Source organism: Microcoleus sp. BROC3 (assembly GCF_036702515.1).
Taxonomy (GTDB): domain Bacteria; phylum Cyanobacteriota; class Cyanobacteriia; order Cyanobacteriales; family Microcoleaceae; genus Microcoleus.
The window spans coordinates 136,098-159,460 of the sequence record NZ_JAUBTQ010000010.1; the positions used below are offsets into that span (position 1 = coordinate 136,098).

At 47.3% G+C, this 23,363-nt stretch carries 19 protein-coding genes; 12 read left to right on the plus strand and 7 right to left on the minus strand.

Translation table 11 applies throughout. From position 1 onward, the window contains the following. Nucleotides 1-13 precede the first annotated feature (13 nt). The 3 genes from QUB30_RS09140 to QUB30_RS09150 all read right to left on the minus strand — a co-directional run bounded on the left by QUB30_RS09140 (nt 14) and on the right by QUB30_RS09150 (nt 3,137). Nucleotides 14-1,426 (minus strand): ABC transporter ATP-binding protein, encoded by a 1,413-nt coding sequence (locus tag QUB30_RS09140; protein WP_333332129.1) that lies wholly within the window; start codon nt 1,424-1,426, stop codon nt 14-16. A 175-nt stretch (nt 1,427-1,601) separates the two neighbouring features. Then, nucleotides 1,602-2,450 (minus strand): ABC transporter permease, encoded by an 849-nt coding sequence (locus QUB30_RS09145; protein WP_445300475.1) that lies wholly within the window; start codon nt 2,448-2,450, stop codon nt 1,602-1,604. Between the two features lie 147 nt (nt 2,451-2,597). Then, nucleotides 2,598-3,137 carry a hypothetical protein gene (locus QUB30_RS09150; protein WP_333332132.1) on the minus strand — a complete coding sequence of 180 codons (540 nt, stop codon included), beginning with the start codon at nt 3,135-3,137 and terminating at the stop codon, nt 2,598-2,600. Nucleotides 3,138-3,208: 71 nt separating this feature from the next. Here QUB30_RS09150 and ruvB point away from each other — a divergent pair, with 71 nt between their 5' ends. From ruvB to QUB30_RS09170, 4 genes are all read left to right on the plus strand, one after another. Next, entirely contained in the window at nt 3,209-4,297 is a 1,089-nt protein-coding gene (gene ruvB, locus QUB30_RS09155) for a Holliday junction branch migration DNA helicase RuvB (protein ID WP_333170058.1), read from the plus strand. A gap of 12 nt (nt 4,298-4,309) precedes the next feature. Then, nucleotides 4,310-4,873, plus strand: coding sequence for a Uma2 family endonuclease (locus QUB30_RS09160; protein WP_333332135.1), 564 nt, complete (start codon nt 4,310-4,312; stop codon nt 4,871-4,873). A gap of 155 nt (nt 4,874-5,028) precedes the next feature. After that, nucleotides 5,029-6,783 carry a DNA repair protein RecN gene (recN, locus tag QUB30_RS09165; RefSeq protein WP_333332138.1) on the plus strand — a complete coding sequence of 585 codons (1,755 nt, stop codon included), beginning with the start codon at nt 5,029-5,031 and terminating at the stop codon, nt 6,781-6,783. 603 nt (nt 6,784-7,386) lie between these two features. Then, nucleotides 7,387-10,563, plus strand: coding sequence for a GAF domain-containing protein (locus QUB30_RS09170; RefSeq protein WP_333332142.1), 3,177 nt, complete (start codon nt 7,387-7,389; stop codon nt 10,561-10,563). Here QUB30_RS09170 and QUB30_RS09175 read toward each other — a convergent pair. Then, entirely contained in the window at nt 10,550-10,834 is a 285-nt protein-coding gene (locus tag QUB30_RS09175; protein ID WP_333332145.1) for a hypothetical protein, read from the minus strand. The genes QUB30_RS09170 and QUB30_RS09175 overlap by 14 nt on opposite strands. Nucleotides 10,835-11,008: 174 nt before the next feature. On the opposite strand from QUB30_RS09175, the gene QUB30_RS09180 reads away from it, so the two are divergent. The 7 genes from QUB30_RS09180 (at nt 11,009) to QUB30_RS09210 (ending at nt 17,694) form a co-directional block, all read left to right on the plus strand. Further along, nucleotides 11,009-11,557, plus strand: coding sequence for an inorganic pyrophosphatase (locus QUB30_RS09180; RefSeq protein ID WP_333332149.1), 549 nt, complete (start codon nt 11,009-11,011; stop codon nt 11,555-11,557). 229 nt (nt 11,558-11,786) lie between these two features. Next, a complete protein-coding gene (locus QUB30_RS09185) occupies nt 11,787-13,121 on the plus strand; it encodes a serine/threonine-protein kinase (protein WP_333332152.1) in 1,335 nt (444 codons plus the stop codon). Between the two features lie 143 nt (nt 13,122-13,264). Continuing rightward, nucleotides 13,265-14,638 (plus strand): serine/threonine-protein kinase, encoded by a 1,374-nt coding sequence (locus QUB30_RS09190; protein WP_333332155.1) that lies wholly within the window; start codon nt 13,265-13,267, stop codon nt 14,636-14,638. Nucleotides 14,639-14,737: 99 nt separating this feature from the next. After that, complete coding sequence (locus QUB30_RS09195; RefSeq protein ID WP_333332158.1) at nt 14,738-14,962, plus strand: hypothetical protein; 225 nt, start codon at nt 14,738-14,740, stop codon at nt 14,960-14,962. 38 nt (nt 14,963-15,000) lie between these two features. Continuing rightward, nucleotides 15,001-15,513: an inorganic diphosphatase gene (locus QUB30_RS09200; RefSeq protein WP_006634582.1), complete on the plus strand. Its 513-nt coding sequence runs from the start codon at nt 15,001-15,003 to the stop codon at nt 15,511-15,513. Between the two features lie 685 nt (nt 15,514-16,198). Next, nucleotides 16,199-17,107, plus strand: coding sequence for an MBL fold metallo-hydrolase (locus QUB30_RS09205; protein ID WP_333332160.1), 909 nt, complete (start codon nt 16,199-16,201; stop codon nt 17,105-17,107). 20 nt (nt 17,108-17,127) lie between these two features. Then, on the plus strand, nt 17,128-17,694 hold the full coding sequence (locus QUB30_RS09210; RefSeq protein ID WP_333332163.1) for a diheme cytochrome C: 567 nt from the start codon (nt 17,128-17,130) through the stop codon (nt 17,692-17,694). Here the strand turns inward: QUB30_RS09210 and QUB30_RS09215 are convergent. Further along, nucleotides 17,666-17,827, minus strand: coding sequence for a hypothetical protein (locus tag QUB30_RS09215; protein ID WP_333332166.1), 162 nt, complete (start codon nt 17,825-17,827; stop codon nt 17,666-17,668). The two genes, QUB30_RS09210 and QUB30_RS09215, sit on opposite strands and share 29 nt — an antisense overlap. Nucleotides 17,828-18,093: 266 nt before the next feature. Between QUB30_RS09215 and QUB30_RS09220 the strand changes: the two genes are divergently transcribed. Beyond that, on the plus strand, nt 18,094-18,651 hold the full coding sequence (locus tag QUB30_RS09220) for an HPP family protein (protein ID WP_445300474.1): 558 nt from the start codon (nt 18,094-18,096) through the stop codon (nt 18,649-18,651). Nucleotides 18,652-18,796: 145 nt separating this feature from the next. Here QUB30_RS09220 and QUB30_RS09225 read toward each other — a convergent pair whose 3' ends face one another. Continuing rightward, nucleotides 18,797-19,933, minus strand: coding sequence for a phosphodiester glycosidase family protein (locus tag QUB30_RS09225; RefSeq protein WP_333332169.1), 1,137 nt, complete (start codon nt 19,931-19,933; stop codon nt 18,797-18,799). 140 nt (nt 19,934-20,073) lie between these two features. Beyond that, on the minus strand, nt 20,074-23,199 hold the full coding sequence (ppc, locus tag QUB30_RS09230; protein WP_333332174.1) for a phosphoenolpyruvate carboxylase: 3,126 nt from the start codon (nt 23,197-23,199) through the stop codon (nt 20,074-20,076). Between the last annotated feature and the right edge of the window lie 164 nt (nt 23,200-23,363).

A 23,363-nucleotide genomic window follows, 5' to 3' on the forward strand; every position in this document is an offset into this window, starting at 1 on the left:
TTTTTACAGAATTTTAGATAACCTCGGTTGACTGCTCTTTCACCAGAGAATCAGCATTAACCACAGTTAAACACGGTTCGATCAGCAAGTCAACGATGCCGTTACCGCAGGACTCAGTACAAGACTGAACTCTAAACATCGCCACATCAACGCAGCGATCGAGATAAGTTAAATCTCCATCAACCGTTCCCACCACCCCAGCATTCAGAAAATAAACCCCCGGATTCAGCAAACATTTAAACTGAAACTTCACTACAATTGTCGTTCCCGCTTCCACATACCGAACTGACTGAGTAGAAGCCTTCAAAGAAGCACCCGCCAACTCAAAACCGCTAATTGTTTTAATCAACATTCCAAACCTAACTTTGGAAGTTGACCGCGAGAAAGTGACAGAGTAAGTGTAAATATAATCTTGACGACCGATCAAGTGATTTACCGCATTTCCCTTCAGCGTTTCGATGTGGGGGTTGATAATTTCCGCTCCGCGAGACGGATACCTCACCGTATTCGACGGTATCATCCCCGGATCGTAAAATTCATCGTAATATTCCTTGGGTTGGGAAAGATTTTGTTCTGGTTTAACTTCCTTCTTTGTGCTTTCTAAATTAGCATCCTGAATGTTGTCTTGACTTTCCTGTTTTGTCAGTTGGTTCAGAGTGCGAATATCTGACTTCAACCCCTGAACCTGATCCGGATCGGCGTAAATCAGCTTTTGATACTTAGAAATTACCACCTTCGGGGTGTGAGCGAGCAGCAATTCACCGCTATCCATTAAAATCGCCGACGTACAAAGTTGTACCACAGAAGTAGCAGCGTGAGAAACAAATAAAATCGTTCCGCCACCTTCCTGAATGCTTTGCAAGCGGGCAAAACACTTGCGTTGAAAAGCTTCGTCGCCCACCGAAAGCGCCTCGTCAACCACCAAAATATCTGGCTCGACGCTAGTCGCGACGGCAAAAGCTAGCCTGACAAACATACCGCTAGAATAAGTCTTGACTGGCTGTTCAATGAAATCGCCAATATCAGCAAAAGCAGCTATATCGTCAAATTTTTCTTCAGTTTCTTTTTGATTGAATCCGAGTAATTGAGCGTTAAAAAACACATTTTGCCGCCCGGTAAAGTCCGGGTTAAACCCGCTTCCGAGTTCCAACAAAGCGGAGACTCGCCCTTTAACATCCACGCTCCCTGCGGTAGGCGTCAGCGTCCCCACAATTATTTGCAAAAGAGTGCTTTTTCCCGAACCGTTGCGACCGACAACTCCCAGGGTTTGTCCTTGAGGAATTTCCAGATTGATGTCGTGCAGGGCCCAAAATTCGTCAGCAAGTTTTTTGTTGGGGTAAATAATTTCCTTTAAGCGGTCTCCTGGACGATCGTACCGCTTAAAGCATTTGGAAACATTTTTTAATGAAATTACATTTTGTGTCATCCGATTTTAGATTTTAGATTTTAGATTTTAGATTGATATTATGTCCGCTAGAAGGAAAAAAAGGTTGGTAGTGAGTACGACCGTCCTCTGATTTTTATGAGGACTTGCATTCCTCACTACAAACACCTTGATTGGGATTTTAGATTGAAGAATTGACTTTGGATCTCACACATATTTACAGCACGTCAGCAAAAGCGGGACGCAAACGCCGGTAAACCGCCCAACCTGCACAAAATATAGCAGCAGAAATTAGCGTGGCGACACCCCATTCGCCCCAATGCTTAACTTCTCCAAGCAGTATGAGGTCTCGATAAACCTCCGAGATGGCGGCCATTGGATTCAGCCAAAATATCAACGCTCGCCACTCTTGGGGGATGATTGATGCTGGGTAGACGATCGGCGTCAAATAAAACCAAAAATTTAGAATAACACCTAATGTCTGAGGAATGTCTCGCAAAAATACAGTCAAGCCCGCTGTCAAATATCCCAAACCCGCTGTCAGCAGCAACTGAGGAACCCAAACCAGCGGCAGCAAGCATAAAGTAGCGTTGAGCTTTTGCGACGACACTGCTACTATGACAATCAAAGCTGCTAAACCCAGAGAACTTTCAAGAAAAGCTGTAAAAATCGGCACTAGCGGTAGCAAAGCGAGGGGAAATACCACTTTTTTCACTAAATTCGGCTGCCCCACCACCGATACTCCCGACTTGATCAAACCGCTGGTGAAGGCACTCCAAGGCAACAAACCTGCAAACAGCCAGACTCCAAATGTAATGTCGCTGTTTTCCGGGAAGCCTGCAAGGCTGAGCTTTACCTTGAGGACGATCGAAAATACATAAGTGTAAATCACTAATTGCGATAGCTGATTCAGCAGCGGCCACAAATTGCCCAGAATCGAGCCTTTGTATTGAGCTTCCAAGTCCCGGCGCACCAATGTTGCCAGCAGATTCAGCTTCGCCCAGCGCTGGCTACTTGCGGGCAGCCTGCCGCCCACCCTTCGGGCTTTTTGGGCAACTCCTTTCACCGTTCTCAGCAATTTTTTCGCCCTCGTTCACTACCTTCACACCTAAATCAACTCAAGCTACAATTGTGCAGCTTTTGCTAAACCGCAATTATTCCACAGCCCCGCCGCTTTGATCAAGCATCTGTCACTCTGGCGAAGGATGTTATTTTAGCCGATCGCCGATCGAACTGCCGAACCGATCGCTAGTTTTTGCTCGTCGTCGTAGCCCCACCGCCGGAAAAATTCCTCGTACTCGCCGTTGGCATTCTGCAAAGTTTCTAGCATTTGCGACGCTATAGTTTGACAGGCTGGCATTTGCAGCATTTGAATTAAATTGCGCGATCGCTCCTGCACTCTAGCAGAATCGGCCGCCATTTCCTCCTTTTGCTGGCGCGAATGATGTACGACCATTGCCGCCGACATCGCCAAATTTTTCACCAGCAGTTCTGCTACGATCTCAGGAGCCGATCGCAGCGCCTCGACTACTCCGGGTGACGGGCGATCTGCCTCCTGTCGATCGTCCGTTAGATAGGTGACAAAAAACCCTCTAGCACCGTTCTGTGTTTTCACCAGAAAAGCCACAGCTTGCTCGATGTCGGCCTGTAAAAGTCGATCTGCGTCAATGAACGACAGTAAAGATTGAGTCAGCTCGATCGCCCCCTCAAAAGTTATGCTTTCCGATGCTAATAAAGAAGATGGAATACTCATAACGAACTCAATAATTTTAAAGATTCTGCTAACAATTGTAAACACTTCCCGCTGCCCGATCGCAAATAAATATGGCTATTATCTCCTCCAAACAACAGCCCCCCGACCCAAATCTACCCGAAGACATAGCCCCGGCCCGTCGCAAAAAAGCCGCCAAACCCCAGGCGGAATCTTTGCTAGAATCGCAAGAACTACCCGACGAAATAAACAGCAAACAAGACGACAAAATCCGACCCCAGCGCTTAGCTGAATACATCGGGCAAAAAGACTTGAGAGAAGTTTTGGCGATCGCAATTGCAGCAGCTAAATCTCGCGGCGAACCTATGGATCACCTGTTACTCTACGGGCCTCCAGGCTTGGGAAAAACCACAATGTCGCTAATTCTAGCAGCAGAAATGGAAGTTGAATGCAAAATCACCACCGCCCCAGCTTTAGAAAAACCGCGAGATATTGTCGGATTGCTGATCAACCTCAAAGCAGGCGACGTGCTGTTTATAGACGAAATTCACCGTTTATCTAAAGTTACAGAAGAAATCCTCTATCCGGCAATGGAAGACTGCCGCTTAGATATTACGATCGGTCAAGGCAAAAGCGCTAAAATCCGCAGCATTCCCCTGAAACCATTTACCTTAGTAGGAGCAACCACAAAAGTCGGGTCGCTGACATCTCCATTGCGCGATCGTTTCGGCTTGATCCAAAGATTGCGCTACTACGAAATAGACGAACTCAGTCTAATTGTCCAAAGAACCGCCCAAGTTCTCGACACTCAAATCACCCCAGAAGGAGCCACAGAAATTGCCCGCCGAGCTCGCGGAACGCCCCGGATCGCTAACCGCTTGCTGCGCCGAGTTAGAGACTACAGCGAAGTCAAAAATTTAAAGCCAATTGATGCCGAAGTTGCCTCACTCGCCCTGGAATTATTCAACGTCGATCCGCTAGGTTTAGATTGGACAGATCGGCGAATTTTGACAGCAATGATTGAGAATTTTAACGGCGGTCCAGTGGGTTTAGAAACTCTCGCAGCTTCCACAGGAGAAGACACTCAAACCATTGAGGATGTATACGAACCTTATTTAATGCAAATCGGATTTTTGCAGCGGACAAGTCGCGGGAGAATGGTAACGGTTGCTGCTAGAAAACACTTGGGTTTTATTGAATAGAAGGAGTAGAAAATGGTACAGAGACAAACAAAAACACTAACTTTGTCAGAGTTTCTCAAACTGCCAGAAACAGAACCAGCTAGCGAATATATCAACGGTCAAATCATCCAAAAACCTATGCCACAAGGAAAACATAGCCGGATTCAAGGTGAATTAGTCCCAGCTATCAATGTCGCAGTTAAAAATCAGAAAATTGCCTTAGCTTTTCCCGAATTGCGGTGTACTTTTGGCGGACGCTCAATTGTGCCAGATGTCACAGTATTTACTTGGGAAAGAATACCAGTTGATGAAAATGGGGATGTTGCTAATGTATTTGAAACTTACCCAGATTGGACAATTGAAATTCTGTCTCCAGGCCAGAGTCAAACTCAAGTAACTGGGAATATTTTACACTGTCTGAAAAACGGCACTAAAATGGGTTGGCCGATCGATCAGATGGTGCGATCGATATTAATTTATCCCCCGGGAAAGCAACCGGAAATTTTAGCAAAACCAGAAGAATTGTTGCCGGTTCCAGATTGGGCAGCAGAATTGCGGCTGACGGTAGGAGATTTGTTTGGATGGTTGAAACTATAGCAGAAGTCAGTTGACAGTTGACAGTTGTTACAAATAATTTTCCAGGCTCTGCCTCCAATTACAAATTACAAATTACAAACTATAAATTACAAATTACAAATTACAAATTACAAATTACAAATTACAAATTACAAATTACAAATTACAAATTCCTCATGTTGCTATACCTCAGAATAGAAAACTTTGCCTTAATTGACTGCCTGGATCTAGAATTTGGTCCGAGTTTGAACGTATTTACAGGGGAAACCGGGGCCGGCAAATCGATTATCCTAGATGCGATCGATGCAGTGTTGGGCGGAAAAGTCGATCGCCGATCGATTCGCACCGGAGCAACGCGGGCAATATTGGAAGCTACTTTTGAATTGGACAAAGCCGCGGCTGTGTGGCTGGGCGAGCAAGAAATCGAACCCATAGACGGAAATTTAGCCGTTTGCAGCCGGGAAATTAACGCATCAAGCGGTACTCTACGCAGTCGCTCGCGCTTGAACGGAATTCTCGTCAACCGCCAGTTAATGGACCAATTGCGCGATCGGCTGGTCGAAATTACCGCCCAAGGCCAAACCGTCCACCTCGGACAAGAAACCCTCCAGCGAGAATGGCTCGATTTATACGGCGGCAAAAAGCTCGCTGAAGCGCGATCGATCATCGCCTCCGCGTGGCTGGGAGCCAGCAATGCCAAAACAGCCCTCAAACGCAGGCGTCAGTCGGAACAGCAGCGACTGCAAAGACTTGATTTGTTAGAATACCAAGTCCGAGAACTCGGCGAAGCCCATATCGAAGACGCCGACGAACTCGAACAGCTAGAACACGAATCAATCCGGCTGGGCCACGTAGTCGAATTGCAGCAGCAGAGTTACCAAGTCCACCAAGCCCTGTACCAAAACGAGGGCGACACCGCATCAGCCGCCGACTTGTTGAGCAAAGCCGAAGTAATTTTAAGCGACATGGCGGTTTACGATGTGCAGTTGCAACCAATCCTAGAAATGGTCAGCGATGCTTTAGCTCAAGCCACAGAAGCCAGCCGGCAAATTAGCAGCTACGGCGAACAATTAGAAGCAGATCCCGAAAGACTCGAAGAAGTAGAAGATCGGATTCGCGAACTCAAACAAATTTGCCGCAAATACGGGCCGCTCAAAGAAGCGATCGCCTACTACCAAAGCATTCAAAACGAACTAAACGAACTTTTAGAAGGAGGCGACTCAATGGAAGCCTTAGAACTCGCATATCAGACCGCTTTAGAGCAATTAAAAGACGCTTGCAGCCACCTCACTACCCTGCGGCGCGAAGCAGCCCTGAAACTAGAAACGCACCTCGTAGGAGAACTTAAGCCGTTAGCAATGGAAAAAGTGCAATTTCAAGTCGAGATCTCGCCTTCTACCCCAACCGCTAGCGGTGCCGACCAAATCGCCTTTTGTTTCAGCCCGAATCCGGGCGAACCCCTGCAACCCCTGGGCGCGATCGCCTCTGGGGGAGAAATGAGCCGCTTTCTGCTCGCCGTCAAAGCTTGTTTTTCCCAAATAGAAAGCGCCGGTACCCTGATTTTTGACGAAATAGACGCCGGAGTCTCCGGGAGAGTCGCCGGCGCGATTGCCAAAAAACTCTACCAACTTTCCGACAAACACCAAGTTCTCTGCGTCACCCACCAGCCGCTGGTCGCTGCGATGGCTGATTTTCATTTTCGCGTCAACAAACAGACGATCGAAGCAGAACCGAGTATCGACGAACCTGCAGCTAATTCCGAACCATTGGAACGCACAGTAGTCAGAGTTGCCGCCCTCAACAGCGAGCAGCGGCGGGAAGAACTCGCCCAACTCGCCAGCGGCCGCTCAGCAACAGAAGCCATCGCCTTCGCCGAATCCCTGCTCGTAGAAGCCGCCGGATTGCGCAAAACTCAGTCCGCTAAACCCTGACGATACCCTCAAGCCGATCGGGGGGCCAAAAGGCGGAGTTTTTTCAGAGCCGGAGGTTACACTAAAAATATCAACGTGCAAATTTTACAAAAAAAGCTGAAAGCCCCGTCATTTTAGTCGCGGGATGAAAGCTAAGAACAGAAAAATTGACAGAAATTCTAGTTAAAAAACACAATTGTGTAGAGAAGGGCACACATCACTAGCAACTGCTGGTGTCACAATTGCCCGTAGTCCCGCAAAGCCGTCCCTCTTTCAGCAGTCCTTCCTGCTGCACGCATTCACGTTCCTGCAGGCGATCGGATCGAAGACCAGCAGAACCTAGTTAAACCAGGCACGCACAATGTCAAAATCAGTTAATAAACTATTTAAACAGGATTCGCATTCTCTAAAAAGAGTGCACCAATGCCACAGCAGCGTTACCGTCGCACCAGAAGTTCACCACCAATCCCAACTGAATAGCCCTTGCCCTGTGGCCGGAGTTCTGTAAACTGGGAAATACTTTCACACATACTTGAGTTTTGTGCGATCGGTCACTGATTAATGAACTTGCCCGCTATCCTAGCTTAGAGACTAACCCTTACACTTAAGCTTCTGTAAAGGTCTATGAAATCTGCATCTTCCAATCTGTCAGCTATGGAAAACGTGATAGATGTCACTCCTGTAAGTGAAAATCATCAGGAACAGCATTCTCATTATCCCTCTAGTAATAATCAAATCGTCAAAAGCCAAGGAAACTTCTCCAGTTTTCTCGCACCCTTAAACAAGGATAGTTTTAAAGGAGTCGCCAGGGAAGTAGAGGAAAAACTGAGGGTTGTCAATCAAACGCTGGGAATGCTCGACAATATCCTTGACATCCAGGGATTTGACGCCATCCTTAACGAAATGTTGCAGTCGATTACCCTCAAAACCGGGGAATTGCTAAATGCCGCTCGCAGCACGATATATTTATTAGACGACGAAAAAAATGAACTCTGGGCCAGAGTCGCTAAAGACGAAAATGGCAACAACCTAGAGCTCCGATTTCCCGCCCATGTGGGCATTGCGGGAGAAGTAGCCACAGAGAAAAAAGTGGTGAACATTCCTTATGATTTTTATAACGACCCCCGCTCGGCTAACGCCAAAAAAACTGACGAAAGAACAGGATATCGCACTTATACAATGCTGGCGATGCCCCTGATCAACGAAGAAACAGGAGAGTTAGTAGCAGTCGTTCAACTGATTAATAAACTCAAGCCCAACCACGAACATTATGGTACTTTAGAATCACAGATTGATACGGTAGGTTTTACTCAAGAAGACGAACAAGTTTTTCGAGAATTCGCCCCGTCGATTCGCCTAATTCTAGAGTCTTCTAAATCTTTCTACGCAGCAAGTCAAAGACAACGGGCCGCCACGGCGCTGATGAATGCCGTCACCGCTCTTTCTCAGAGCAGTTTAGACTTAGAAGATACCCTAAAAAGGGTGATGGATCAGGCAGAAGAACTCATGAACGCCGATCGCAGCACCCTGTGGCTGCTCGACGAAGATAGAAATCAACTGTGGACAAAAATCCCGATCGCAGGTCAACTTCAAGAATTTCGTATGCCCAGAACAGCGGGTTTTGCAGGTATTGTTGCCCAATCTGGCGAACCGCTGCTGATTCCCTTTGACGTGTACGATGACCCCCGCGCCGAAAATGCCAAAAAAACAGACAAACAAACTGGCTACCGCACTTGCAGTATGCTGTGTATGCCAGTATTTAACGCCGACCACAAATTGATTGGCGTCACCCAATTAATGAATAAAAAACGACAAGGAGAATTCCCCCCCTACAACCCGGAAGATTGGCCGCACGCCCCCGATCAGTGGAAAGCGAGTTTCAATCGAAGCGACATGGAATTTATGAAGGCGTTTAACATCCAAGCAGGAGTCGCCCTGCAAAACGCCAAACTGTTTGCAGAAGTCAAACAGCAAGAACAAAGACAAAAAGATATGCTGCACGCCCTGACTAACGGCGTGATTTCTACAGATAAAAAAGGCAATATAGTAGCGACCAATCCCAGTGCCAAAAAATTACTGGGTGTCAGCGATGCCGAATTAGCCGAAGGTCAATCTGTGCGGGATTTGATTAAGTTAGAAAAAGGCGATTTTGCCAAATGGTTCGATGCGTCTTTGTCTCCCGAAGACGATAACGACCGCCAGCAGTATTACCCCGATCAAGTTTTGCTCTCCTCTGAAGCAAAATCGCAGAGTATCAATCTCTCGATTAACTCAATGACCGACGCTACCGACTCCAGCAAGGTCAACGGCGCGTTAGTCGTCATGGAAGATATCAGCGACGCCAAGCAAATCAAAAACTTGATGTACCGTTACATGACCCCCGAAGTAGCCGAAGCGCTGTTAGCTTCAGGGGATCATGGATTGGGCGGCAAGCGCAAAAACGTTTCGGTGCTGTTCTCAGACATTCGCAGCTATACCACACTTACGGAAAAATTGCAAGCCGAAGAAGTGGTAGTGATGCTCAACAAATATTTTGAAGTGATGGTAGATGTCGTATTCGAGTACGGAGGGACTCTCGACAAATACATCGGCGACGCTTTGATGGCAGTTTTTGGCTCTCCAGCGCCCCTAGAGGATCATGCTTGGTGTGCAATGCAAACGGCAGTGAAAATGCGGGAAAAACTGGCCCAGTTTAATCGAGAGCGTATGTCACATGGGGAATTGCCGATCGGCATTGGCATGGGCATCCATTCCGACGAAGTTGTCAGCGGCAACATCGGATCGAGCAAACGCATGGAACTGACTTCTATAGGAGACGGTGTAAATCTAGCCTCTCGCTTAGAAGGGGCCAGCAAGCAGTACGGCACCGACTTGATCATCAGCGACAACACATACAGAGACTACAAAGATCGACTGTACGTGCGGGAACTCGATTTTATTACCGTCAAAGGCAAAAGCGAACCCGTGATCGTTTACGAACTCGTCGGCATCCGCGAGGGATACTCGCCAGTGGGCAAGTCACTAACCGAAACACAGCAAAAAATTGTAGAACATTACACCAAGGGGCGCGAATATTACAAAACTCCAGTCAGCCAAAAACTCTCAGAAAGCGAGGTGAAAAACATCTTAAATGAGGTCGCCGAAATGCCGGAGGCAGAGATTAAGAAACTGTCGAATTACAATGTCGAGCAACAGTTGGAACACGAACTCAAGAACCTGTTACATAAACTGAAAAAACTCTCAGAGTACGACCCGAAAAACTTGTCCGAAGCAGACAAACTCACCGTGATTTTGCAGCCTGAAATTCAACTGCTGAAATTGGAAGGAATCAAAAACCTCTCGGAAGACGAAGCCAAAATGCTGCTGCAAGCAAAAATCAAGTCGCTATCAGCAGACGAGATTAAATACTTGCAAGAAGGCGAAGTCAAAAAACTTTTGGAAGCCGACATCTCAGAACCATCAAATCCCAAAATCAAGAGGCTGAAACCCGCAGAAATCAGGCAGCTATTGCAGGCGAAAATTAAAAGTCGGGCAGCAGAGACAGTTACAGAATTGTTAGAGGACGAATTTGAAAATCTGGGACTCGATCGGGTCAAAAAACTGCTGAACGAGTTTAAAAAAGCCTTAGAACCAAAAGCCAAGCAAGCTTTTAAAGACGCCGAAGGCGAATTTAACGCCGTTCTGGAAGTTGACCCGAAAAACAAGGCAGCTAAATTGCACGTCGATCGCTGTAAGTTATTTCAGCACCGGCCTTCAGACGTACTCAACTGGGACGGTGTGTGGAATCTCACAGAAAAATAGCAGCGGCCCACAGCAAATGCTCGCGACGCCAAGGTTGCCGGCGGGGGCGATCGCGATCGGGGGTGCGGCTCCCACCCGACCGCCAATTAACCTTAATATCCTGTTGGAGCTTATTTAAAATTGCTCCAACAGGTATCATTGTTAGATAACCCGACTTGAACTCGCTAACTTGCTTTCGCCCGATGCCCGCGTTTGGCGCTACCAGTGGCAACAAACAAAGCACTTCTACCATGAGAAGAGCTTGAAACACAGTTAGGAGTTGCTCTCGCATTACCCAGTTTATGAAAAAAATCTTGGGGAAAGGCGACGAAACATCCGCTCAGAAACCGGGTTATTGACCCCGCCCGCGTAAGCTTTAATAGCGTTGGCGACTCCTAAAAGCAGCTTGCTTTCATCAGATAGTCAACGTTCTAGTCTTAGATATAGAAAACTACTAGCATCAGTTATGAATAATTGGAATTCGCAATCGGGAGATATTGAGTCGGTAGATCAGGTTTACCAACTATTGCTAGAGATTGCTCGCAGTTCGCTGTCAGATATCCCCAGAATCCCCGAAAACATCACTCTAAAGTCTCTTCCCCTGATCCAGAAACTACAAAGCATTCAGCAAAGACCACAGGGACAAGCATTTAAATCCGATTCCTTTTCGGTAAACGATCTAGAATGGGTGGCTCAAGTCCGTCACCTGCTCGAAGAACTGACCGGCGAGTCTTTGTCGGAACGGCCCCAAATGCCGGAAAACCTGTCCGGCAGAGCTTTGAGTCTCGCAGATAAGGCACAAAGCATCAAAGAAACCATAGAAGAAAATGCAGCCTACAGCCCAACAGATGAAGATGAGAGCTCCTTGCAGTCTCCTGATTCTCTGCTGAACCTTTTGCACCAAAGTTTAAAAACTCAGCGCGCCAAAAGCTACAAACCAGACGCTCCTGAATGGCAGCAAGTCTTAACACTGCTAGATGTAGTGCAGTCAATTTACAAGCAAATTCAAAGTTAAATTCAAGCTTAAATCAGCCGCGTCTTCATTGTGCGCGATCGCGTTAAGTAGGTCAGTGCAAAAAAACAATCATCTCCGATCGGTAGAGGCGAGTTTTACCAACAATCTCCGCCTAAAACCAATAATCTCCTAAACCCGCCCCCGCCCCATGATAAATCTCTTAAATAAGTAGAGACAATTGTATTTTTGTCAACTACACTAGGTTTAATCGGTTCTAGGGCAAAAGAACATGAGCGGACAAAACATCGGCGATTTGTCAGGAGAAATATTAGCCGATCGCTATCAGTGCGATCGGCGGCTCGGCAAGCAAGCAGGAAGGCAAACTTTACTCGCCCGCGACTTAAAAACGCAACAGCAAGTAGTAGTCAAACTCCTGTCATTCAGCAGCGACTTTAACTGGGAAGACTTAAAACTGTTCCAGCGAGAAGTCGAAACCTTAAAATCCCTATCCCATGTCGCAATTCCCCGATATCTAGACTCCTTTGAAATCGACACCCCCAACCGCAAAGGATTCGCCCTAGTTCAGACTTACATCGAAGCCAAATCCCTACAAGAATATCTCTCAAACGGCCGCACCTTCAGCGAAAGCGAAGTCAAACAATTAGCAACAGCATTATTAGACATCCTCGCATACCTGCACCAGCGACAGCCCCCGGTGATTCACCGCGACATTAAACCCAGCAATATTTTACTCAAAAATCGATCGGGTAACAGCGTCGGCGAAGTCTACCTAGTCGATTTCGGTGCAGTTCAAACCCTAGCCACGCAACAGGGAAAAACAGTCACCGTTGTCGGAACCTATGGCTATATGCCACCCGAACAATTTGGCGGGAGGGCGGTTCCCGCTTCCGATTTGTACAGCTTAGGAGCAACATTAATCGCCTTAATTACCAAGCAGCATCCTGCCGATTTACCGCAACAAGATTTGCAGATCGAATTCGAGCAAATCACCCAACTAAGTCCCGATTTTACCAACTGGCTGAAGTGGATGACGCATCCCAGTTTAGATCGCCGTCCCGCCTCAGTCCAAATAGCAAAAGAAGTTTTAGAAAAACCACAGGAAATAAATAAATATTCCCTGCCATTGAGACAGGGAAAAACCGTGAATACCTTTAGCTTGTTCGAGAATGCGATCGGGCTCAGCACTTTGATGGGAACCCTAGCTGTAGGAGCTTGTGCAGCAATTTACAGCACCTTTGTTATTCCGGTACTGGGGACAATTGTCGGAGGATTGATCGGTCTTTTTCTCGGCTTGCTGCTGGGGTTGGGGAACGGAATAATCGTAGGAATCGTCACGCGCTTGTGGTTTTTTCCCCTAACTAATCCCAAACTTCACCGACAGGTTTTAACTGCAATTAGTATCGTACTCTGTACCTCGACAAGCATCGTCTTCTTTTTTATCGTGAATGCGATTATAGAGGTGATAATGGATGTTTCGCTGATCTTCCACAATATTAATATGGATATTATCTTGCTGCTTGCACCGTCGCTGATTGCAGGACTGTCAATGGGGGCAAGTAGCAAGTCTATTGCCCGGTGGTATCAAATAGAAAGCGGACTGTAATCTACATTTTACAGTCCGGGACGCACTCAGACTCCTAGAAACCTGGTTTTTACGAAAAGACGCGTTGCCACCGCCAGACTCGCTAAACAACCAGGTTTATGGACTCCGACGATAACCTTAAATTAAAATTAATGTAAAAAAACATGACCAGCCAAATATTAGCAGAACGCTATGAAGTGCACCGACAACTGGGAAAACAAACTGGTCGCCAAACGCTGCTGGCTCGTGACTTACAAACTCAAGAATTAGTTGTCATCAAACAGCTATTCCTCGGCCGCGATTTTGAATGGCAAGACCTCAAGCTATTTGAACGGGAAGCGGAAACTTTAAAAGCACTCGATCACCCAGCAATTCCTCGCTACCTCGACTACCTGGAAATTGACGAACCAGACAGCAAAGGATTTGCCCTGGTACAGACTTATGTAGAAGGTAAAACTTTGGAAGAGCATTTGCACTCGGGACGTACTTTTAGCGAAAGCGAGGTGCAAGAATTAACTAAATTTCTGTTAGAAATTTTGATTTATTTGCACGAGCAAAATCCGTCGGTCATTCACCGCGATATTAAACCCAGCAATATTTTACTGCACAGCAGATCTGCCCACTCGGTGGGACAAGTTTATTTAGTTGATTTCGGTTCGGTGCAGAACCAAGCGGCAAAATTTGGCGGCACAATTACAGTAGTCGGAACTTACGGATATATGGCACCGGAACAATTTGGCGGGCGCTCGGTTCCGGCTTCTGACCTCTACGGTTTAGGCGCAACTTTAATTTATTTGGTAACGGGTTTGCATCCCACTGAACTGTCGCAGCAGGATTTAAAAATTCAATTTGCAGATCGGGTAACGCAACTAAATCCTAATTTAATTGATTGGCTGGAGTGGATGACCGAACCGAGTTTGGAAAAACGGTTATCTTCGGCTGGGGAAGCATGGAACTCCCTCGCAAATCCCCGCGAGATACCCAAAAGTATTATGCCCGTGCAGCCGCGAGGCAGCGATATTAAATTAACAAAAAATTCGGAGTTGATAGAGATTGTAATTCCGCCGCATGGATTCGCTTTTGATTTGGTTTCCATACTTTCGGGTGCGGTTCCTGCGAGTATGGTATTGTGGATTAATTATTACGATATTCCGATAAATCCATTGGTTTTGAGGATGATATCAGGAAGTTTTTTAGTAGCGGCTGGAGTAATATCGATCTTTGCACTATTTCGGGAATTGCATCTGGTAATCGATCGCCAACAAATATCCTATAGCAGCCATCTGCTGGGGCTGAGATGGAATCATTTCCAGCCAGATCCCAGGCTGCACATTAGGCAGTTGGAAATTGAAAAAATTGGAGACAATGTTTCTGAGGTGATTATTCAAGCAGACAAAAAATATCGACTGGGGGTGAAGCAGGGACTAAGTGAATCAGAAATAAAGTGGTTAGCAAGTGAACTAAGCCAGTGGTTGGGATTAAAAATTACAATAACCCAAACAGAAAGTAAGTGGTTAGCAAGTGAACTAAGCCAGTAGTTGGGATTAAAAATTACAATAACCCAAACAGAAAGTAAAAAGAATAAATGATTCTGAAAATACAGCATTTTTCAGATATGTGAGGTACACTCCTGAAACTTGAAAAATGCTGTATATCCCGATCGCCCAAACAAAGCCTTGCGCCCTCAAGCTGTGGGATGGGCGTCCCGACCCTCCGGTGTATTTTCACAGCAGGTGGGACACCCCACAAGCCTCATCCTCAAATTGTGCAACGCCGATCGCACTCGTCCGCTTTCGGTCAATCTCATGCAACCGTCGGCCCCGATCGCCCGTAAAATGCTATCAAAGGGATTTGGCAAGTAGCACTCATCCCAATCATCTGTTAACTTGGAGATATTGTTGTGGACTTATCGCTAATTCCGGCACAGCCGAAACCAGGACTGCTCAACGTCCTGATCGAAATTACCGCCGGTAGCAAAAACAAGTACGAATTTGATAAAGACTTGCAAGCCTTTGCTCTCGATCGGGTGCTTTCTTCCTCAGTCCAATATCCGTGCGACTACGGCTTCATACCCAATACCTTAGCCGATGATGGCGACCCCCTCGACGGCATGGTGATGATGGATGAGCCGACATTTCCAGGGTGCATCATCGCAGCCCGTCCGATCGGAATGCTGGAAATGATCGACGGAGGCGACAGGGACGAAAAACTGCTTTGCGTTCCCGACAAAGACCCCCGCTATGCTCACTATAAGTCCCTCAAAGACGTAGCCCCCCACCGCTTGGACGAAATAGCCGAATTTTTTAGAACCTACAAAAATTTGGAGAAAAAAGTCACGGAAATTCTGGGTTGGCAAGATGTCGATCAAGTCATGCCCTTAGTCGAAAAGTGCATCGCAGCCGATCGCAAATAAACCCCCAGGGCGTGTTTTATTTCCCCGGAGATCCCCCCTAGCCCCCCTTAATCAGGGGGAGGACAAGAGCATTCTTGCATCCCCGGAGGGGGATGCCAGGAGCATCTGAATCTGATTTTAAAAGCAAAAAAACACGTCCTAGCCAGCACTTCTCGACTGCAACCAGACAAAAAAATCAGCAGGCCGAACTTAATGCGACCGCTGCACGTCTAGGAATCCAGTCGAGGAGTCGATCGCCCGGGAGCGTTAAATCACTCCTGAATGCTCAGTCACAGGCAGGTAGAGCTTAGAAGGCACTCCGGCGTAAGGTTGAAAAAAATATTATTTGAGCCAGTAGAGACCAAATTCTGTCTTCTGAGGACTGGCTTCTACCTTTAAAGAAATTTAACTGGAAAATTTACTGCGATCGCCTCAAATCAACGCTATCTTAATCTAAACGGATTGCTCCGAACGCAGAAAATCTTCAACCGCAAACAGCGTGGAGAGAATGCTCTCTCAAGTCTAAAACACTCCTGGACGCACTCGAAAAAAAAACCCGGTAGATAGATCGTTGTCGCGCTCGATCGTATATGACCAAATTAGGTGAAGAAACCTGGTTTTTGCGTCCTGGACTGTAAAATCAAAAAACTAAAAACTAAAAACTAAAATCTCAACCCCAAAATTCCTGCGCATAAACCTAAAAAAAATGCCTAATTCCGAACACTCCCCCGCAAATCCACAGCCTTCTGATCGCAAAGCAACTATGGAAAATAGTCCTTTGACCGAGTTTGTCGTTCAGTTTTGGGGCGTGCGGGGCAGCATCGCCACCCCCGGCACCAAAACAATACGCTACGGAGGGAACACCTCTTGCGTAGAAATGCGCTTGGGTAAAAAACGCCTGATTTTTGACGGCGGTACGGGCCTGCGAGTTCTGGGTCTCAACCTGCTGCGGCAAATGCCCGTGGAAGCCCATATGTTTTTCAGTCACACTCACTGGGATCACATTCAAGGGTTTCCGTTTTTTACTCCCGCTTTTATCCCGGGGAACTGCTTTCACATTTACGGTGCGATCGCCCCCAACGGCACTACAATCAAACAGCGTCTTGCCGACCAAATGCTGCACCCCAATTTTCCCGTCCCTATCCAGGTGATGCAGTCAGACCTCAAATTCAACGATTTGACGCCTGGGGATATTCTCGAACTCGACGATGTGAAAATAGAAACGGCACTGCTAAACCATCCTAATACGGCGATCGGATACCGAGTCACCTGGGAGGGACACACAGCCGTCTACTGCACCGATACAGAACATTTTCCCGATCGCCTGGACGACAACGTGTTACACCTAGCTCGCAACGCCGACGTGCTGATTTACGACGCCAACTACACCAACGAAGAGTATTACAACTTCAAAACCCCGAAAGTCGGCTGGGGACACTCGACTTGGCAAGCAGGAGTAGAAATAGCAAAAGCTGCTGGAGTCAAAAAAATCGTGATGTTTCACCACGATCCGGGTCACGACGACAATTTTCTCGATCGTACAGAAGCAGAGGTGCAGGCAGCGTTCGCCAATAGCTGCTTAGCCCGCGAAGGCATGAGTATACCCGTGATTTAACCAAAAATAAATTCAGAATTATGAAACACGAAAAACCCCGCAAACGTCGCAGAGTAGGCTTGCGGGGGCTTTACTCAACGTTGCTAGTGTTGATAATTATCTGCTGTACCTGCGGCGGATGGGTTGCAGCTCAGACTGCCTACTCTGGCACTCCCGCGCGACTTGCTCAGGTGTCTTCGATCGAGGATACTGGTACGGTCGATCGCATTCCCGAACGCTACCAACTCGGACAGCAACTGTACCTAGAAAACTGCGCCACCTGTCACATCGGTTTACCGCCGCAAGTATTGCCTACAGAAACTTGGCGCAGATTGCTGCAAGATTCCCAACACTACGGACAAACCATCAAACTGCTAGTAGACCCGCCCCGCCTGCTAGTGTGGAACTACCTGCAAACTTTTTCTCGTCCCCAAGCAAAAGACGAAGAACTCGCTTACCGAGTCGCCAGTTCTCGCTATTTCAAAGCACTGCACCCCAAAGTCAAAATGTCACAACCCGCAACTATCAGCAGTTGTGTTACTTGTCACCCGGGTGTATCCCAGTACAATTTCCGCAAGCTTACCGCCGAGTGGGAAAACTCTCCGTAGCGAAGATTGAGTTCGTAATTATATCAGAGTGCGATCGAGACGATCGCACCAACCAGAAAACGGCGATCGCATTCTGAACCACAGACTTATCCAAAGTGTGAGTGCGATCTTTCAATTCATGCTTACTGGGCATCGCACCTTACAAATAACCTCTGGCTTTACCCTCATCAATAACTCTGACGGGTAACGGTGAAGTTGTGCGACTGCCGATAACGTCTGTTGCAAAACCGACCAAACTTGCTAGTCGCTTCCAACCGAGTGGTTAGCGGCAGCTTGAGTGGCATAGAAGTAAAAAATCTGTGCCTTTAACTACTTTTTGACCAATTGTTATGATATCTTAACTTTACCGGAGGCTAGTTCCGACAATTTAAGAAGCCTGGTTATCAAGTAACCTAATTTATGATTGACAGTAAAAAAATTCGACTGAAATGGGAAAGTTATTGGTTTAAAACCTTTGGGAGATGGCGCTCGTGTCCATTGACCTGCCCAATAGACAGACCTCATCCTCGGCATATTTTTTGGAGTTGGATTGGCAGTTTTTTGGCAATTACTGCAACGTCCTATCTTGCTGTAAAAACTAATTCTCCTTTACTAATGGCTCCGTTTGGCGCTACAAGCGTTCTGATCTTTGGTGTCCCTGACAGCCCTTTGGCTCAACCCCGGAATGTCATTGGGGGAAATTTCTTAGCTGCTCTCACCAGTTTAATGATTCTGCATTTTCTCGGTTCTTCTCCCTGGGCGATGGGAATGGCTGTTTCTACTGCGATCGGAATTATGCAGATTACCAGAACTCTACATCCGCCTTCGGGAGCAGTTGCCTTAGTCGTCATGATGACCAAACCCGACTGGAAATTTTTGCTAACACCTGCTTTTGAGGGATCGATAATCTTGGTCTTGTGCGCAGTCATCTTTAATAATTTAGCGGCAGAAAGGACGTATCCCCAGCACTGGTTATAGCCTTGTCTCTAATGATTTCATCCTTCCCTCGGGAGCACTACCCAAAATCGGGATGCTCCCTCGATTCCGACTTCCATCGGACTTCTTTATTCCATCCGTTACATCCCGATCGCGTGCAACGGCAGCCGAACTTCCTGCTGCTAGATCAATCAAAAAACACTGATTTGTCCGGCGTTGGTCGAGATCCCTTTTGAAAGCGTTCCCAGGACTCCTTTAACTGAGCCGGCGCTGGATATTCGCGAGCGTAAACCACCAGCACATTCGTCAAATTCCGGCTCGGCGGCAATAAAATCTGCCCTTGATGAGCCAAACCCACCGAAGCGCCCCCGTCCAAATTCATCGCTTCAAAACAGCCGATCCTCTGCATAACTTTAGCTTCTGCTTCCAAAGACAAACTATCAAGAAAAGTCACCAAAAATAACTTATCTCTGGAAGCCGGAAAGCCGATCGCCGTTCTCGAACCCACGCCCAAAACATGAGAATCTTTAAAACCTTCCGATAAAGGAGACAGCCAAACTTTCCCCCCTTTAACCAATCTCGGCCCGCAAGTCAGAGAAAACCAATGTTGGCTCCAATCCGGCTTACCTTCGATTCTAGCCGTCACCATTTCCAATTCATTTCCCGCTTTAATCCCCAAAGTCGTGCCGTAATTTTCCCATCGGCTGTATTTGAGAAACTTACCCGCCGCCACCATATTTCCCAGCACAGATTTCTGCTCATCTTTACCAAAAAAAGTCCCGTTAGCAACAACAGCAGCCCGGTAACGCGCCACCATATTTTCAAAAGGTTCATCACCCCGTGTGACTTTAGAAGTATTTGCAAAATCTGCATTATTAGCTAACCCAATTGTGATATAAATTTCCGGGTCTGCAAGGTCAATAGTTGTCAGATAAAAACTTGCGCCAGCTACATTTTTGCTGCTGACTTGTACAGGTTTTGCTTGCTTAGCAGAACGTTTGATAATTTGAGGTTGATACGGCTGCACAGCAGGAGAATTTTCTGGCGCTTTTACAATAGGATTACTCGGCAGAGGTTGATTGGTTTTTGCCGATTTTACAATGGGATTGCTGGGGAGAGGTTGAGGAGTTTGATTTGATTGTATACTTGATAAAAAAGCGAGTGACTTTTGCCACAATTGACCTGCGAGAGTCAAGAAACTCTCTCGGTTTTGGGCGATCGCAAAATAGTCAGCCGCAACCCGCGCGAAAGCTATGCCTGTTAAAAATAAAAAAGTGCGCCGCAGCATCGGGCGACAACCTTCAGACTGTTTGCGTTTAGACATAAAAAAATCTCAGCTAGGATAGCGAACAGTTTTCTATGGCTGTGACTACAAGGGGCGATCGCGCGAATTCTGAAACTACCAGTAGCAGGGTGCGCCGGGCCGCGCACCTTACCACTAATTCAAAACTCAAAACTATTTCCCTAGCCCGTATTCCGCATCCCCGCAGCAATTCCATTAATCGTCAGCAGAGCTCCCCGCAACAATTCACCCTTGCTGTAACGCGAGTGAATCACCCCCGGAATCCCGCTACTACCGTGCTGCCGCAAGCGTTTTAGCAGCGAAACCTGCAACAAACCCAAAGGCACAATCGTCGCATTTCGCAACTGCACCGAACGCTGCAATGCCGGATCTTCGTCCAACAAACGTTGGTGTCCGGTAATAGTTAAAACCAAATCGCGAATCAAGTGAAATTCGGCAGCAATTTGATCGAATAAAGCCTTAAAACGCTCTTTATCAGCAGGCAAAGCTAACTCCTGCACGTAGTGTTCTGCAATCTGCAAATCCACCTTAGATAAAGTCATTTCCACCTTAGAAATTACCATTCTAAAAAACGGCCATTTCAAGTAGAAATACTGCAAAAGTTTCATATGTTCTTCCGGTTCCTCCAGCAAAAACTCTTGCAAAGCTGTGCCGACACCGTACCAAGAAGGCAGCAAAAAGCGGCTTTGAGTCCAGCTAAACACCCACGGAATTGCTCGCAAACCGCTGATATCTTTTTTGCCCCCGCGCCGGGCCGGACGAGAACTAATTTGCAACTGGCTGATTTCTTGAATCGGGGTAACTTGGTGGAAAAAATCGACTAAATCCGGCTGTTCGTAGATTAAATGGCGGTAGTGCGATCGCGATCTCGCCGATAACTCCTCCATAATCTCATTCCAAGGGTCGATGCCGTCAAAACCAGTGTGCAGCAAACTCGCTTGAATTACCGCCGCCGCCACCGTTTCCAAATTGTAAAGCGCCAACTCCGGCAAAGAATATTTAGAAGCCAAAACCTCGCCTTGTTCGGTAATCTTAATTCGCCCGCTAATACTCTTTCCAGGCTGAGCCAAAATTGCCTTGTAAGCAGGCCCGCCGCCGCGCCCTACAGAACCGCCTCGGCCGTGAAAAATCCGCAACTCTACATTGTATTTTTCCGCAACCGTTTGCAAAGCTTTTTGAGCTTTGTGTATTTCCCAATTGCTGCTGAGGAAACCCGAATCTTTATTGCTGTCGGAATAGCCCAGCATCACCTCTTGCAATTTGAGAGTTTCGATTGGACATTGGATATTTTCTTCGCTTTTTTCCGCTATTTCCTGCGCGTATCCTCCTGTTAGCAAAGCTCGATAAAGCGGCAAATCAAAGATTTGCTGCATTACTTCCGGCGCTTTTTTCAAATCTTCCACAGTTTCAAACAGGGGAACTACTTGAATGCTGCTAATTCCTGTCGCCGGATCGTAAAGTCCGGCTTCTTTTGCTAACAACAAAACCGCCAGCAAATCGCTGACATCATGGCTCATGCTGATGACGTAAGTTTGGCAAATTTCCGGACCAAACTCCTGGTGCATTTGCCGCAATATTCGGAATGTATTGATCGTCTCGCAAGTTTTGGGAGAAAAGGGCAATTCTGCTGGAATTAAAGGGCGACGAGTTTGCAGTTCTGTGGCGAGCCAAATAATTCGATCGCATTCCGACATTTGATTGTAAGACTTGGGCAAAATTTGCAAGTATTCAGCAATTTCGCTCAAAGCGTCGGAGTGTACTGTGGACTCTTGGCGGATATCTAGGTAAGCCAAATTAAACCCGTAAATTTCTACTTGGCAGACCAAATTTTCCAAGTCCCGACAGCTCAAACCTGTTTCCACTAAATTGCGCTCGATGAGCTGCAACTCGGCTAAAAACTCAGCGCCCGATCGATAAAGCCCCGACATTCCGGGATGTTCTGACAAAGCTTCGCGCTCCCGCTGCAATTCGTCTCCTTTGTAGAGCCGCCAATTACGATCGCGCGTATTTTCCAGCCGCTGGAGTACGTAAGCCAGCTTCAGGCGATAAGGTTCTTGGCGGTAGCGAATCGCCCACTGCTCGTAAACATCCGGGAATTCCGATTTGTCGCGATCGAGAGATTCGAGCAATTCCGGGAGCACGTCGCTCCAGTGCAGCGACAGACTCAAAAGCTCGTTGAGCCGCTTCACAGCGGAGATGTACTTCTCTACCACTAAGTGCCGCTGATAGCAAGCCGTTTGCCAAGTTACCTTAGGAGTCACAGAAGGGTTGCCGTCCCTGTCCGATCCCACCCAAGAACCGAACTTGCAAAAATTGTAACTCGGCGGTTTCAGATAAGGATAAGAAGCGTGCAGAGCTTGCTTGAGGCGGTGGTAGAGTTCGGGAATAGCATCAAACAGCACTTCCTCGAAGTAGTGCAGAGTGTACTCCACCTCATCGAGAACAGTCGGCTTGAACTGGTGCAGTTCGTCAGTGCGCCACCACAAACGAATTTCTTCCATCAATTGCTCTTGCAGGGCCGCAGCTTCCCAGCAAGATACTGGGTAGGGGCTTTGAGAATCGGCCCCAATCGCCTGAAATTTTTCGTCAACTTGGTCTAGCTGTTGGAGAATCTTCGCCATCCGCCGCTGCTTGGTGCGGATGGTGTGGCGGACAATTTCCGTCGGGTGAGCTGTAAATACCAAGCGGATGTCTAACTGATCGATCAAGCGCTGGATTTGCTGGCTGGGCACGTTCAAGCGCAGCAGCATCGGGAACAGTTGGTGAAAAGTTCCGGCATCTCGGGCGATCGTCTCGCTGCTGTCTGCACCGCGAGGAGCCATTTGGGCGGGGCTTGGGCCTTCCCTGTGCCGGGGGCGATCGGGCGCATCCGTTGCTTGTCCTGGCAGCTTAGAAAACATCCGCCCACCAGCGTCGTTGCTGCTAGCGTAAGCTAGCTGTTGGTCTCGCTGTTCGTAGTGCTGTTCGACAATGTTGATCAACTGAAAATACAGTGCAAAAGCCCTAGCGGCGCGGATGGCGGCGTTGAGGTCGAGCTTTTCGATTAGCTGTACGACATTCGACTCGCGAAAGTGAGTGGCTTGTCCCTCGGCGGAATTGACCGATCGCATTTGTTGGAGCAAATCTACCAATTCCTGCCCGCACTCCTGTCGCAGCACCGATTCCCACAAGTCCTCTACAACTTTGAGGCGATTTCGCAGAAACAGGTCTGATTTTGAGTAAGCGGGAAAAGGGGAAATAGATGTTGCATCAATAGCCTGTTCTGAAGACTGGAGGACTGAACTCATCGGGCTGTTCCTCAATAGCTGCGGGTGTCAAGAAAATTGTATGGTTTAGTTTCGCCTAAAACACTTTTGTTTGCAGTCAAATCTGAGACAACTTCTTGCAACGTAGAAAGTAGAAGGCACTTATGTACAAAGTATAAGGAAAGATTAATTCTTAGACCACAGAT